The organism is Pseudomonas sp. GW821-FHT01A09 (genome assembly GCF_058986725.1).
The window spans coordinates 105253-119764 of record NZ_JBYSWB010000007.1; the positions used below are offsets into that span (position 1 = coordinate 105253).

The window sequence follows — 14512 nt, forward strand, 5'->3', positions numbered from 1 at the left end:
GGAACCACCAGGGGCGCGTACGGCCTCTATGCTCGAAGCTCTCAAACTCAACCAAGAAGGTCCAAACCTCATGCAAACCAAGCTTTCAACCCTGTTTCACAAGACTGCCCTGGCGTGTGCCTTCACCGCCACCGCCTTGCTCGGCAGCAGCTTTGCCAGCGCCGCCGATGCACCCGCGCCGCAAGGCGTGCGCGGCGCGATCACGGCTTTGGATGGCAACGACCTCAAGGTCCACACCACCCGTGGCGAAGACCTCACCGTGCACCTGAGCGACGATGTGCAGGTGCGCGCCGTGACCCTGGGCAGCATCGATGAGATCAAACAAGGCAGCTATATCGGTACGGCGGCGATACCGCAGCCCGATGGCACCCTCAAGGCCCTTGAAGTCCACGTGTTCCCGCCAGCGATGGCCGGTACCGGCGATGGCCACCGCGCCTTCGACCTGACCAAGGACAGCACCATGACCAACGGCAGCGTCGGCGACCTCAAAGTTGCCAACGGCCGCACCTTGACCCTGACCTACAAAGGCGGCGACAAGAAGGTGTTCGTCCCCGAAGACGTGCCGATCGTCAACCTGCTGCCTGGTGATCGCAGCCTGCTCAAGCCGGGGGTGAAGATCGTCCTGTTTGCGCAGAAAGACGCCGATGGCAGCTTGAGCGCCAAGTTCGTCTCGGCGGGCAAGGATGGCGTCAAGCCACCGATGTAACACCTGTAGCGAGGGGGCTTGCCCCCGAAAAATCGTGCCGGCGGCTCCCCGTCGCTGAAGACCGCTATCGGCGGCAAGCCCCCTCGCTACAGTGCAAGCCCGCTACTGCGTCAGCATCTGCGCAATGTCCCCGCTCACCCGCGCCACGCCTTTGGCGCTTAGATGGTTGTAGTCCTTGTAGTACGAATCCTGATCGCCGATCAGGCAGCTTTGCCCTTGGCACAGCGCGTCATCCAGGCTCACCAGGCGAATCCGTCGCTGTCGATCATCCAGGGCGAACAGCTGACGAGTGTATTGCTGCAGCTGCCGATGCTTGTCCAGCGACACCGACAGCGCGTTCACCGTCGCCTGTTTTTCGGCCGGACTCTCGGCGGTCTCGCGCGCCAGGCGGTAATACAGATTCTTCGGGTTGGCCAACTGCTGCGGCACCTGCGCCACCACCAGCACCTGCACGCCCAGCGCCCGATACGCATCGATGGTGGCTTCCAGCGCCTTGGCGAACACCGCCCGCGAGGCTTGCTTGCTGCGTGCCTGGCTGTCGGGGCTGACCAGAAAGTACCCGGTCATGCGCTCATGGTCGTAATCGCCATCGGTGTACAGCGTCCAGCGCGACACCAGAATCACCTTCTTGATGCCGTTGCGCTTGACGTAGTCGTATTGGCGCTGGGCCAGATTGGCACAGGCGCCGGGGCTGTAGTTGCCGACCACCACGTCCACGCCCAGCAGCGGCGGGCAGCCACCGACGCCGAGGTGGGCGATATTGACGCCCAGGCGTTTGCCGGCGCTGTCGAACGCCGGCAGCAGCGCTTCGGAGTGGCTGTCGCCGAACACCGCCACCGCGCTGCTGGCCTGGGCCTTGGGCGTACCGAAAAAACAGAAATCGATACCCCAGCCCTGGCCGTCGTAGTTGACGTCGCAGGCGCTGCGGATGTCCGGGTCGTCGAAAGCGCTCATCAGCGCCGGGTCGACATTGAAGCGATTGGCAAAGCCGTTGCCGAGAAAACCACTTGCGCCCAGGCCGATGAACAATACCGACGCCAAGGCACCGTAGCGGAAAATTTGCCCGCGGCTGACCTGCTGGCGATCACGAAAGGCGCGCTCGACGAAACGCCAGCTCAGCCACGCCAATACCAGCGACAACCCGGTCAGCGCCAGCATGGTCAGCGGCGGGGGCGCCACCAGGCTGCTGTTGCGGGCAAACGCGAAGACCGGCTGATGCCACAGGTAGGCGCTGTAGCTGATCAGCCCGATGGCTACCAGCGGCCGGCTCGCCAGCAGCGTGCCGACCCAGGTGTGCTGCCGGGCGCAGACGATGACCAGCGCCGCGCTCAGGGTCGGCACCAAGGCGTTGAGCCCGGGGAACACCGTGCTGCGATCGAAACCGAACACGCCGAAGGCAATCAGGCCCAGCCCGGCCACGGCACCCAACTGCTGCCACGCCGTGACGGGCGCATCCTGGGCGAGCGGGTTGCGTGCGTAATGAAAGGCGATGAACGAGCCCACCAGCAACTCCCAGGCGCGGGCATGCAGCAGGTAGAAGGCCGCCGAGGAATCCGCTTGCGCGCCGCGTTGCGCCAGGGCCAGGCTGATCAGCGCGAGCAGCACCAGCAGCGGTACGATCCAGCGCCTGCCCAGTTTGAAGCCGGCCATGAGCAGCAACGGGAACAGCACGTAGTACTGCTCTTCGACGGCCAGGGTCCAGGTATGCAGCAGCGGTTTGAGCTCGACGCCGGTGTCGAAATAGCCGGTTTCGCGCCAGAACAGCAGGTTGGACGAGAACAGCGGCACGGCGATCAGGCTTTTGGCGAAGGATTTCAGATCCTGCGGGTCGAGCCAGTGCCAGGCCAGCGGCACGCACACCAGCATCATCACGCACAGTGCCGGCAGGATCCGCCGCGCCCGGCGCTCGTAGAAGGTGATCAGGGAAAACCGCCCGGCCTGCAGCTCGGCGAGGATGATCGTGGTGATCAGGTAGCCGGAGATCACGAAAAAGATATCCACCCCGATGAAGCCGCCCCCGAACAGGCCGAACCCCGCGTGGAACAACATCACCGGCAGCACCGCCAAGGCGCGCAGGCCGTCGATTTCCGGACGATAGTGCAGAGCAGGGTGATGACGTGCGCTCATGTGCGACGGCCCCGTGGCTGTGGTGCTGGACAGGAATGATCGCGCGCGCAGGCACACGGCTGGCGCGCGGGCAGGCTACCGCCTGACGAGATTCGTAGAGAAGAAGGGGGTGGTGCGAGAAGGGTCGAGCGTTGTAAGCGAATTTTTACCCCAGGCGGGCAGTGTTGTCCATATGTAACGTGATTGTATCTGGGGTGATAGGTTGGCAGCTCTGACGCCTTCGCAAGCAAGCTTTGCTCCCACAATGCGGGGTTGTACGCCTGTGGGAGCAGGGCTTGCCCGCGAAGAGGCCATCACGGCCCTATCGCGATCAAGCCGAATTCACGGTTACTGCTTGTAGATCTGATCAAACACCCCGCCGTCGGCGAAGTGGGTCTTCTGCACGGTTGGCCAGTCACCGAACGTCTTTTCCACGGACAAAAAGTCCACTTTCGGGAAGCGGTCTTTGTACTTGGCCAGCACCGCCGGGTCACGCGGGCGCAGGTAGTTTTCGGCGGCGATATTCTGGCCTTCGGGCGACCAGAGGTACTTCAGGTAGTCCTCGGCCAGGGCCCGGGTGCCTTTCTTGTCGACCACCTTGTCGACCATGCTCACGGGCGGCTCGGCTTCGGCGGAAACGCTCGGGTAGACCACTTCGAACTGATCGCGGCCGAATTCGCGGGCGATCATCTCGGCTTCGTTCTCGAAGGTCACCAGCACGTCGCCGATCTGGTTGGTCATGAAGGTCGTGGTCGCGCCACGGCCGCCGGTATCGAGCACCGGCACGTTCTTGAACAGCTTGGCGACGAAGTCCTTGGCATGCGCTTCGTCGGCACCTTGCTTGAGCTCATAACCCCAGGCCGACAGGTAGGTGTAACGGCCGTTGCCCGAGGTCTTGGGGTTGGGCACTATCACCTGCACGCCATCCTTGACCAGGTCGTTCCAGTCCTTGAGGCCTTTGGGGTTGCCCTTGCGCACGATGAATACGGTCGCCGAGGTGAACGGGGCGCTGTGGTTCGGCAGGCGGGTGATCCAATCCTTGGGCACCAGTGCGCCGTTGTCGGCGAGGGCGTTGATGTCGGTGGCCATGTTCATGGTGATGACATCGGCCTGCAGGCCGTCGATCACCGAGCGTGCCTGCTTGCTGGAGCCGCCGAACGACATCTGCACGGTGACCGGCTCGGGATGTTCGGCGTTCCAGTGCTTGGTGAATGCGGCGTTGTAATCCTTGTAGAAATCGCGCATCACGTCGTAGGAAACGTTGAGCAGCGCTGGTTGCGCGGCCTGGACGACGCCCGCGAGCGAGAGTCCGGCGGCCAGCAGGGTGGCAGTTAACAATTTGTTCACTGGTGGGGCGTCCTTGTGGGTGTTAAGTGGCAGCATTATGCCAGCGACTATAGCCGCCGCGAACGCGCGGCCGAAATAACCAAAGCGTCTGTCCTTATAACCTCTAACAACCCTGTAGCGAGGGGGCTTGCCCCCGATGGCGGCATACCTGTCACAACGAAATATCGGACAGTATTTTCGGGGGCAAGCCCCCTCGCTACAGGGGTTCACTTATCCGGCTCACAGCCTTTGAGCACCATGCGGATGATGGTCTGCGCCGCCGCCTCGTAATCGCTCTCTTCCAGACGCGCCTTGCCCGTGACCACGGCGATCTGCCAGTCGAAGTCGGCGTAGGTCTGGGTCGCCGCCCAGATGCTGAACATCAGATGCTGGGCATCGATCGGGGCAATGGCGCCGCGCTCGATCCAGCGCTCGATGCACTGGATATTGTGGCGAGCCTGGGCATTGAGCTGCTCGACCTGGCCGGGGGCCAGGTGCGGCGCGCCATGCATGATTTCGCTGGCGAACACCTTGGAGGCGAAGGGCAGGTCGCGGGAGATGCGGATCTTCGCGCGGATATAGGCGCTGAGTACCACTTTCGGGTCGCCGTCGACGTTGAACGGGGTCGATGCCGCCAGGATTGGCTCGATAATGCTTTCGAGCACCTCGCGGTAGAGGTTTTCCTTGGACTTGAAGTAGTAATAGACGTTGGGCTTGGGCACCCCGGCCTTGGCGGCGATGTCGCTGGTCTTGGTGGCGGCGAAACCCTTGTCGGCGAACTCTTCGCTGGCCGCCCGCAGGATCAGCTCTTTATTGCGCTCGCGGATACTGCTCATGTGGCCCGGCATTCCTGTGGCGGTGGCCTCGGCCCCGGCAACGCCGGGCCTTGGCGAACGGAGCGGCATGGTAGCACCGGCCTCGCGCGGCGCTCAAGGCAGCGATTTATCCACAGGCGCGGTATGCTTGCAGGCTCCGCCTTTGGCGCATTCTCCTGAAAGGACCTCATCTCTATGGCCGCAAGCAGCCTGCTGGTATTGCTCGACGACATCGCCGCAGTGCTCGACGACGTGGCCCTGATGACCAAACTGGCCGCCAAAAAGACCGCAGGGGTGCTCGGTGATGACCTGGCGCTCAACGCCCAGCAGGTCACCGGTGTGCGCGCCGAGCGGGAAATTCCGGTGGTCTGGGCCGTGGCCAAGGGCTCGTTTCGCAACAAGGCGATCCTGGTGCCAGCGGCTCTGGCCATCAGCGCCTTCATCCCGTGGGCGGTGACGCCGCTGTTGATGGTCGGCGGTGCCTTTCTGTGTTTCGAGGGCTTCGAGAAGCTGGCGCACAAGTACCTGCACAGTGCTGAAGAAGACCAGGCCGCCCATGGCCACTTGGCTCAGGCAGTGGCCGATCCGCAGGTCGATCTGGTGGCCTACGAGCAGGACAAGATCAAGGGCGCGGTGCGCACCGACTTCATCCTCTCGGCGGAAATCATTGCCATCACCCTCGGCATCGTCGCGGACTCGGCGTTGACCCAGCAGATCATCGTGCTGTGCGGTATCGCCATCGTCATGACCATCGGCGTGTACGGTCTGGTGGCTGGCATCGTCAAGCTCGACGACCTGGGCCTGTGGCTAAGCAGGAAACCCGGCGCGGCGGCGCAGGGCATAGGCCGAGCGATCCTCAGCGCCGCGCCTTACATGATGAAGACCCTCTCGGTGGTAGGCACGGCGGCGATGTTCCTGGTAGGCGGCGGGATACTGGTGCATGGCATCGGGCCGTTGCATCACGCCGTCGAAGCATTCAGCGCTGGGTTGGGCGGGATATTGGCCAGCGTTGTCCCACCGTTGGTCAATGCGCTATTCGGAATCGTCGCCGGCGCAGTGGTGCTGGGCGCCGTCGCCTTGGGCGGCAAGCTGATAAAGACCGTTCGTCGGTAAATTTTTGACCGTTTCTGGCCCCGCCCCGAGATTTCTTAGCCGATGACTCAGCCGCTCTGGGACGCGGTTTCTGAGGGTGGCCGCCAGCCCGCAGCCAGCGCAGGCTGCGACGTTTTGGCCCTTGCGCGACGGTCATTGGTGTCGTTTGAAACATTTATTAATAGTTTTTTAACATCAATCTATAATAAATATGCACTTATCATTTTTGAGGCACTGCGCCAGTATCCGACCCCAATAAAAACCCGCCCGTGACCGCGTGCGAGACAACAGCGTTGGAGACCCCCTGATGAGCACCAGCCCATCCACCCAGAGCCCGTCGAAAGTCGGTGCCGTTATCCGTGTGACCTCGGGTAACTTTCTGGAACAGTTCGACTTTTTCCTGTTCGGCTTCTATGCGACCTACATTGCCGCGGCGTTCTTCCCGTCGAGCAATGAATTCGCCTCCTTGATGATGACCTTTGCCGTGTTCGGCGCGGGCTTCCTGATGCGTCCGTTGGGCGCGATCATCCTTGGCGCCTATATCGATGACGTCGGCCGTCGCAAGGGCCTGATCGTGACCTTGAGCATCATGGCCAGCGGTACCTTGCTGATCGTGCTGGTGCCGGGCTACGGCACCATCGGCCTGGCAGCGCCGTTGCTGGTGTTGCTGGGTCGCCTGCTGCAGGGCTTCTCCGCCGGCGCGGAACTGGGCGGGGTGTCGGTGTATCTGGCGGAAATGGCCACACCGGGCAAGAAGGGCTTCTACGTCAGCTGGCAGTCCGCCAGCCAGCAGATCTCCATCGTGGTCGCGGCCGCTCTGGGCTATGGCATCAACCAGTGGATGGGCGCCAGTGTAGTGGCCGATTGGGGCTGGCGGATTCCGTTCGCGGTCGGTTGCGTGATCGTGCCGTTCATCTTCATCCTGCGTCGCAAGCTGGCCGAAACCGAGGACTTCAAGAACCGCACCGTTCGTCCGACCATGAAGCAGGTGTTCGCGACCTTGCTGACCAACTGGCGCCTGGTGATTTCCGGGATGCTGATGGTGGCCATGACCACCACGGCGTTCTACCTGATCACCGTATACGCACCGACCTTCGGCAAAACCGTGCTCAACCTGAGCACCTCGGACGCCTTGCTGGTGACCTTGCTGGTGGCCATCTCCAACTTCATCTGGCTGCCGATCGGCGGCGCGCTGTCCGACCGTATCGGCCGCAAACCGCTGCTGGTGGGCATGACCGTGCTGGCCATCGCCACGTCCTACCCGGCGCTGTCGTACCTGGCCGCCGCACCGAGCTTCTCGCGCATGCTGGTGGTGCTGCTGTGGCTGTCGTTCCTGTATGGCATGTACAACGGTGCCATGGTCGTGGCCCTGACTGAAATCATGCCGGTGGAAGTGCGCGTGGCGGGCTTCTCGCTGGCCTACAGCCTGGCCACCGCGATCTTCGGCGGCTTCACCCCGGCGATGTCGACCTGGTTGATCCACGAGACCGGCGACAAGGCCGCGCCGGGCTACTGGATGAGCTTCGCCGCCGCCTGTGCCTTGATCGCGACGCTGTACATCTATCGCCGCGCCAAAAACGCCCAGCTCAGCGCCGCTGCCTGAGATCCGGTCCCCTGTAGCGAGGGGGCTTGCCCCCGATAGGCCGGTACTGACACCGCGCATTGCAGGTCAGGCCCATCGGGGGCAAGCCCCCTCGCTACATCATCTTCACAATAAAAAAGAGAACCTTGCGATGAAACCCTTATTGCTCAAACTCGCTGCCGGCGCCCTGGCGGCCAGCCTTGCCGTGGCCGCTCAGGCCGCCGACCTCAAGGTCATGACCTCCGGTGGCTTCACCGCCGCCTACAAGATCCTCGCCCCCGGCTACGCGCAAAAAAGTGGTGACACCCTCGACACCATCCTCGGCCCGTCCATGGGCAAGGCCCCCGAAGCCATTCCCAACCGCCTGGCCCGTGGGGAACAGGCCGATGTGGTGATCATGGTCGGCTATGCCCTCGACGACCTGATCAAGCAAGGCAAGATCCTCCCTGGCTCGCGGGTCGAGCTGGCGGATTCGCGGATCGGCATGGTGGTCAAGGATGGCGCGCCCAAGCCGGATATCCACACCCCGTCGGCCTTCAAGGCGGCCTTGTTGAAGGCGCAGTCGGTGGCCTATTCGGACAGCGCCAGCGGTGTCTATGTGGAAAAGGAGATGTTCGCCAAAATGGGCATCGCGGCGCAGATGAAGGACAAACAGCACATGGTCCAGCGCACCCCGGTGGCCGAGAAGGTCGCGGCGGGAGAGTATGAACTGGGCCTGCAGCAGGTCAGCGAATTGCTGCCGGTCAAGGGCGCGACCTTCGTCGACAAGATCCCCGAATCCCTGCAGTCGGTGACGCGCTTTGCCGCCGCCATTCCCGCCAACGCCCCGCACCCCAAGGAAGCCAAGGCGCTGCTGGAGTACCTGTCGTCGCCGCAAGTGCAGGCGCAAGTGCGCGACACCGGGCTGGATTCGGTCACCGCCCGCCTGTAGCGAGGGGGCTCGCCCCCGAAAAGCTCACCAGCGCCATCAACATGACTGACACTCCGAGTCGAGCCGCTGCAGATCAACCTCGCTCACTCCAACGGTGCTTTCATCTCCAGAATCAACCGCTCCAGCTCCAGCGCCGCCGGGCTCAGTGCCCGGCCCTGGCGCTTGATCAAGCCGACGCTGCGCATGATCTGCGGCTCGACCAGCGGCACCTTGGTCAGGGTCGCGTGCTCGCCCATCGGCAGGGCCATGGCCGGCACCGCGGCGATCCCCAGCCCGGCTTCCACCAGGCCGACCATGGTCACCACGTGGCGCGTCTCGCAGATGCTCGGGCGCTGCGGCGTCAGGTGCGCGAGCGCCTGATCCAGCAGCAAGCGGTTGCCAGAAGTGCGGTCCACGGTGATGTAGTCGTGGCTCCAGTACTCCTCCCAGGTCACGCTCTCGCGCCCCGCCAGCGGGTGATCGTGACGACAGGCCACCACGTAGTGCTCCTGCACCAGCGGCTCGAAATCCACCTCGCGGTTCAGGTTGCCCATGAACGTCAGGCCGATGTCCGCCGCGCCAGTGGCAACCGCGCCCTGCACGTCGTGGGCGCTGGAGTCGATGATGCGCAGGCGGATCCTGGGGTACAGCTGGTGATACGCCTTGACCACTCGCGGCATGAAAAAATACGCCGTCGACGGCACACAGGCCACCGACACCTGACCCATGCGCGTCGAGGCTACATCGCTGATGCCCATCAAGGCATCGTCCAGATCATCCAGCAAACGCTCGGCCTTGGGCGCGAACGCGCGGCCGACCTGGGTCAGGCTGACCCGCCGCGTGGTGCGCTCGAACAAGCGCACGCCCAGCGCCGCTTCAAGCTTCTCGATGCGGCGGCTCAGGGCGGGCTGAGAGATGAGAATGGCATCGGCGGCCTTGCGGAAACTGCCATGATCGACCACGGCACGAAAGGCCTGCAGGTCGTTGAGGTCGAAGTTGATTGCCATGGGGGAGGGGGGCCAGATTGATAGATGGGGCGCATCAGTGATGATAATCGATGTGTTGGATGATTTGTGAGGCGTGTGGGAGGGTTGGGCCGGGAGAGGGCTTGGCGTGCGGGATGTTAAATTGCGCGCGGCGGCCAGCGCATGAGCACGTTCATTGTCAGGCTATGCGGGATGCTGCGCGGCAAGGCAGTCAACAGGTAGACTAGAGTCTTTTGGCGCCAGTCGGGAGTTTGCATGGGCACGCGGAAAAACATGGCGAAGGCCGCAAGAAATTCGCTACGGCTTTCCGCGTTGCGGCTGCGCGACTTTCGCTGCTTTGAATCGCTTGATATCGACTTCCACTCGCAGTTGACCGTGCTCGTTGCTGCAAATGGCACGGGCAAGACGTCAATCCTTGATGCCATTGCAATAGCCTTCGGTCCTTATGTCGGGGCTTTTGACGAGGCCGTGGGCAAGCACCTCGAACCTAGCGACATTCGCCAATTTCGCGCTCGGCAAACCGTCACCAATGAAATGGAGTCAGCTTCTCAAGGAGCGTGGATCAAGGCTGAGGGAGTCATTCCCGAAAGCTTGGTGGATTCAATATCCGCTGATTCAATTCCGGCCATCTGGAGTCGTCACCTCGCCAGTTCGACCAAATCCAAATCCTCCATCAAGGATGCCAAAGAGCTGGTCGACTACGGCAAGCGCATGCAAGAGGCTGCTCGCACGCCAGACACTGATGTCGTCCTTCCGCTGATCGCGTATTACGGTACTGGACGACTGTGGCAACAGAACAAACTGACCGACGCGAAGAACATCCAGCGTACGTCAAGGACTGTTGGTTATACGGACTGTCTTGATCCGGCCTCAAGCTACAAATCCTTTGTGCAGTGGTTCCGTTACTGGAGCCTGAACGCGAAGGGTGCCCAGCTCAAGGCGCTTGAAGCGGGAGTCAGTGTTACAAAAACTGAATTCGACGACTACATCCATTCAGTCAGTAGCGCGGTGAATACCTGTATCCAGCCAGCAGGCTGGGGTGGTATCGAGTATTCGTTTACCCGGGACACGCTGGTTGCTCGCCATGATCAGCTGGGTGAAATGCCAGTCGAGTGGCTTAGCGACGGTATTCGCAACATGATCGGCATGGTGGCCGATATTGCATTCCGCGCGACCAAACTCAATGGCCACCTTGGTGCGCAGGCAGCACGAGAGACGCCAGGGGTGTTATTGATAGATGAAGTCGACATGCACTTGCACCCTGAATGGCAGCAGGTAGTGCTACTTAATCTGGCCCAGGCGTTTCCTGCCATGCAGTTCATCGTGACCACCCATAGTCCTCAGGTGCTGAGTACGGTGTCCTCGAACTGCGTCCGAATATTGCGTACTGAAATTGATCCTGAGTCTGCCAACCGAATAACGACGGTGACCGAGCCGCATTGGCAGACACGTGGCGTCGCGAGTTCCGACCTGCTGGCTCGTATCATGGGCGTCGACCCGGTGCCGGATGTGCCCGAGGCCGTTTGGGTTGCAGAATATCAGGCGCTGATCCAGCAGGACCTTCAGGACCAGCCAGAGGGGCATGTGTTGAGAGCTGAGTTGGAGGCTCATTTCGGAGCAGATCATCCCATCATTCGTGAGTGCGACCGGCTGGTTCGTTTACAGGGTATCAAGCAAAGATTGCCGCGTAATTTCGGCAATGGGGAGCGGTAAGGTGCGGCTTCTGAATCGACAACCCGCATCGCCCTCATGCTTGAAGCGTTACCGGCATGGCCGTGACACCTGGAGCGCCACCACACACCAGGAACGTCAGAGCATCTGGCACGCGCTGGAATTCATGCAAGGGCTTAGATGCGCTTACTGCGAGGGACCGATGGTGGAAGGCAATCGTCATATCGAGCACTTCCGTCAACGCGGGTCCTATCCTCAGGGCACGTTCGATTGGAGTAATCTGTTCGGCTCCTGCAATCGTGCAGGAACCTGCGGCAAGGCCAAGGACAAATGCGGCGCATACCCGCCGCAAATACTGATCAAGCCTGATATCGAAGACCCTGACAACTTTCTGGTATTCACGCCTGGAGGCACCGTTCAGCCACGAGCGGGCCTTGGTGCGGCAGATCACCTTCGCGCCAGCGAAACGATCCGCATCCTTGCGCTGGATGGGGCTTTGAATCAGATCCGTCGTGTAGAGCTCTATGGCTATATCCAGACTATGGAAGTGTTCGCTGAATATGCCGAAGCATATCCCGATGACCAGGGTTGGATAGAGGAACTGGCGCAAGAGGTACGAGATACTGCACATCTGCCCTACGCGACAGCAATCAGGCATGTGCTCACCCGCCAGAGTGGGTAAGACCTCAAGACCACGCTGTTACCCTGACCGCACTACCCCATCATGCCCCCACCGCATGACGTCCTGCCTTTTCCTCGCTTGTCCTGCTCCGCGCCCCTGTCGATACTCCAGTCTTTGCCCCGATCGAGACCGACATGAGCGACCTGGCGCCTGATTACCGCTTCACCCCTGCCTTTGCCAACCCCAGCGGTTCGGCCATCCGCGAGCTGTTCAAGTACCTGTCGCAACCCGGGATGATCTCCTTCGCCGGCGGTTACCCGGCGGCGGAGTTTTTCGATCAGGCGGCACTGCGCCAGGCTAGCGAACAGGCGCTGCGCGACACCCCGCTGGATTGCCTGCAATACGGCGCGACCGAGGGGCTGCCGGCCTTGCGCGAGCAGTTGGTGGCAGTGATGGCCAGCAGAGGTGTGAAGATCGGCGCCGATGATCTGGTGGTCACCACCGGGTCCCAGCAGGGCTTCGATCTGTTGATCAAGGTGCTGCTCAACCCCGGCGATAGCGTATTGGTCGAGCGCCCGACCTATCCGGCTGCGGTGCAGGCGCTGCGCCTGGCCGGCATGCGCATGCTCAGCGCCGCCACCGATGCGCAGGGGCTGGATACCGAGGCGCTGGCCGCGCAGTTGGCCGATCGACCCAGGGGGGCGATTCGCTTGCTGTATTGCGTGCCGAGCTTCGCCAACCCCACCGGCGCGTGTTTGCCTTTGCGCCGCCGCCTCAAGCTGCTGGAGTTGGCGGTGCAGCACGATCTGCTGCTGGTCGAGGATGATCCCTACGGCGCACTGCGGTTCGCGGGCGAGGCGGTGGCATCGTTGCTGGAATTATCGCTGCAAGTGCCGGGTGCGGCGGGGCGAGTGATTCATCTGTCGAGCCTGTCCAAGGTGCTCGCGCCAGGGCTGCGGGTGGGCTGGATGATCGCGCCGGCAGCCGTGCGCCAGCGCTGCCTGATCGCCAAGCAGACCAGCGACCTGTGCACTTCGCCCTGGACGCAGCGCATTGCCGCCAACTATCTGGCCAGTGGGGCGCTGGATCGGGCCTTGCCGGCGCTGGTGGCCGGTTATCGCGCCAAGTGCCAGGCCATGCTTGGCGGCTTGCAAGGCATGACGCAGTACCTGGATGTGGCGCCACCGGCAGGCGGGATGTTCGTGTGGGGGCGCTGTCGCAACGGGGTGGACGCGCAAGCGCTGTTGCAGCAGGCGATCAAGGAGAACGTGCTGTTCGTGCCGGGCAGTGCGTTTTATGCCGATGCGCCGGACCCAAGCAGTATTCGCTTGTCGTTCGCGGCACCGGGGGTGGCGGTGATCGAGGAGGGATTGGAACGGTTGCGGCGGGCGTTCGAAGTATTGGGTTGCTGAGAATTTTCGGGGGCAAGCCCCCTCGCTACATGGGAACACGTTGTAGCGAGGGGGCTTGCCCCCGAAATCATTGTTCAGTAGAACACTTTAATCAAAGCACTCGCCGTATTCTGATTGGTCTCGAAGCCTGAAGTGCTGTCGATACCGTACTTGTTCTTCCAATAGTCATACTCGAAGCCTACATACAACTTTTGTGGGGTAAAGCCCATGGCTTTGCCCAAGTCATATTTGACCTGCGGGTTGAAGTGCAAGTTGGCGTGGTATTCGCCGCGGCTGTTCTTGTCGTTATCGACGACCCAGTCCATATAACCATCGATCAGCACATCGGAGCGGCCCACCGGAATGGTGTAGGACCATACCGGGGTGATCTGCCAGACATGGTCACCCGGACGCGGGCCGCGGCTGGTGCGGTTGTAGAAGTTCAGCTGGAAGTAATCGAAGCCGGGGATCGCCAGGTCGAAACCAGGACCGATCAGGAAGGACTCGTTGTCGCCTTCACCAAATTCATAGGTGGCTGCCAGCAGCACGTCGGTGACGGGGCCGAAGGCGATCTTCTGACCCAGGATCTTGCCGGCGGACAGGCGCGGGCTGAACTCGCCATAGAGGGTGTGGTGACCGTTGTTGCTGGTGGTCTTGCCGGGGTAGGTGATGCTGTCGACGAACAGAAAGTTATCGCCATACTTCCAGCTGTCCGCGTGCTCGAAGGTGAAGGTCTGTTGCATCTCCGGATCGACCTTGAAGTTCTTGCCCCACAGATAGGTCAGGCTGTTGCTCTGCCATTGCAGCCAGTCGCCCGCCATGGCCTGACCCGCAGCCAATGCCAACGTGCCCGCCAACATCAGGCTCGAAAGAGTGCGCTTCATTCAATTGCTCCCAGGTGAAATGAGTTTGCTTATTAAGGGCGGCGCTCTGTAGTGGCGCCTTATACCGGGAACTTTCAAAGTCGTCCGCTCGGTCAGATTCTTCGTTGCGCAGTTCAGATAGCAAGAGGCGGGCCAAAGTCACAAAATGTTGCTGGAATGGGGTTTTGCGGGGGTATTTTGTCCAAACGGTCTGATTCGAAGGTGCCTTGCCGATATAAATAGTCACGTATTTAACCTGACTGAATGGTCAGAATACTCGGCAAGTTCTAACGGTGCTCCGTTACGGCGCATCGCTCCCAAAAGTGGGGCGTTCGGACAGGTTTTTTAGAGGGGGATTGTTCAGATGGTGTGCAAGCAGTGCGGGCCTCTTCGCGGGCAAGCCCTGCTCCCACAAAGTTGGTCGGTCTTGAGTCATGCACCT

At 61.7% G+C, this 14512-nt stretch carries 12 protein-coding genes; 7 read left to right on the forward strand and 5 right to left on the reverse strand.

Annotated elements, in window-relative coordinates; all coding sequences use genetic code 11:
• The first annotated feature begins 70 nt into the window (after positions 1-70).
• The gene (locus AC3WJP_RS10875) at positions 71-706 is read left to right on the forward strand and encodes a hypothetical protein (RefSeq protein WP_493721268.1); all 636 of its coding nucleotides are present in this window, start codon (positions 71-73) and stop codon (positions 704-706) included.
• A 102-nt stretch (positions 707-808) separates the two neighbouring features.
• Here the strand turns inward: AC3WJP_RS10875 and AC3WJP_RS10880 are convergent, their stop codons facing one another.
• The 3 genes from AC3WJP_RS10880 to AC3WJP_RS10890 form a co-directional block, all read right to left on the reverse strand.
• Positions 809-2833 (reverse strand): acyltransferase family protein, encoded by a 2025-nt coding sequence (locus AC3WJP_RS10880; RefSeq protein ID WP_493721269.1) that lies wholly within the window; start codon positions 2831-2833, stop codon positions 809-811.
• 327 nt (positions 2834-3160) lie between these two features.
• Positions 3161-4195, reverse strand: coding sequence for a sulfate ABC transporter substrate-binding protein (locus AC3WJP_RS10885; RefSeq protein WP_493721270.1), 1035 nt, complete (start codon positions 4193-4195; stop codon positions 3161-3163).
• A 170-nt stretch (positions 4196-4365) separates the two neighbouring features.
• Positions 4366-4974: a TetR/AcrR family transcriptional regulator gene (locus AC3WJP_RS10890; protein WP_493721271.1), complete on the reverse strand. Its 609-nt coding sequence runs from the start codon at positions 4972-4974 to the stop codon at positions 4366-4368.
• A 174-nt stretch (positions 4975-5148) separates the two neighbouring features.
• Here AC3WJP_RS10890 and AC3WJP_RS10895 point away from each other — a divergent pair, with 174 nt between their 5' ends.
• The 3 genes from AC3WJP_RS10895 to AC3WJP_RS10905 all read left to right on the forward strand — a co-directional run bounded on the left by AC3WJP_RS10895 (position 5149) and on the right by AC3WJP_RS10905 (position 8558).
• On the forward strand, positions 5149-6066 hold the full coding sequence (locus tag AC3WJP_RS10895; RefSeq protein ID WP_493721272.1) for a DUF808 domain-containing protein: 918 nt from the start codon (positions 5149-5151) through the stop codon (positions 6064-6066).
• Between the two features lie 286 nt (positions 6067-6352).
• A complete protein-coding gene (locus tag AC3WJP_RS10900; protein ID WP_493721273.1) occupies positions 6353-7648 on the forward strand; it encodes an MFS transporter in 1296 nt (431 codons plus the stop codon).
• A gap of 130 nt (positions 7649-7778) precedes the next feature.
• On the forward strand, positions 7779-8558 hold the full coding sequence (locus AC3WJP_RS10905) for a substrate-binding domain-containing protein (protein WP_493721274.1): 780 nt from the start codon (positions 7779-7781) through the stop codon (positions 8556-8558).
• A gap of 83 nt (positions 8559-8641) precedes the next feature.
• Here AC3WJP_RS10905 and AC3WJP_RS10910 read toward each other — a convergent pair whose 3' ends face one another.
• Positions 8642-9544, reverse strand: coding sequence for a LysR family transcriptional regulator (locus tag AC3WJP_RS10910; RefSeq protein WP_493721275.1), 903 nt, complete (start codon positions 9542-9544; stop codon positions 8642-8644).
• A gap of 234 nt (positions 9545-9778) precedes the next feature.
• On the opposite strand from AC3WJP_RS10910, the gene AC3WJP_RS10915 reads away from it, so the two are divergent.
• The 3 genes from AC3WJP_RS10915 (at position 9779) to AC3WJP_RS10925 (ending at position 13228) form a co-directional block, all read left to right on the forward strand.
• Positions 9779-11236, forward strand: a complete 1458-nt coding sequence (locus AC3WJP_RS10915; protein WP_493721276.1) for an AAA family ATPase — start codon at positions 9779-9781, stop codon at positions 11234-11236.
• Positions 11223-11876, forward strand: a complete 654-nt coding sequence (ptuB, locus tag AC3WJP_RS10920; protein ID WP_493721277.1) for a retron Ec78 anti-phage system effector HNH endonuclease PtuB — start codon at positions 11223-11225, stop codon at positions 11874-11876. The genes AC3WJP_RS10915 and ptuB overlap by 14 nt, the downstream gene beginning before the upstream one ends.
• Before the next feature lie 134 nt (positions 11877-12010).
• A complete protein-coding gene (locus AC3WJP_RS10925) occupies positions 12011-13228 on the forward strand; it encodes an aminotransferase-like domain-containing protein (protein WP_493721278.1) in 1218 nt (405 codons plus the stop codon).
• Positions 13229-13302: 74 nt separating this feature from the next.
• Here AC3WJP_RS10925 and AC3WJP_RS10930 read toward each other — a convergent pair whose 3' ends face one another.
• On the reverse strand, positions 13303-14091 hold the full coding sequence (locus tag AC3WJP_RS10930; RefSeq protein ID WP_493721279.1) for an outer membrane protein OmpK: 789 nt from the start codon (positions 14089-14091) through the stop codon (positions 13303-13305).
• Between the last annotated feature and the right edge of the window lie 421 nt (positions 14092-14512).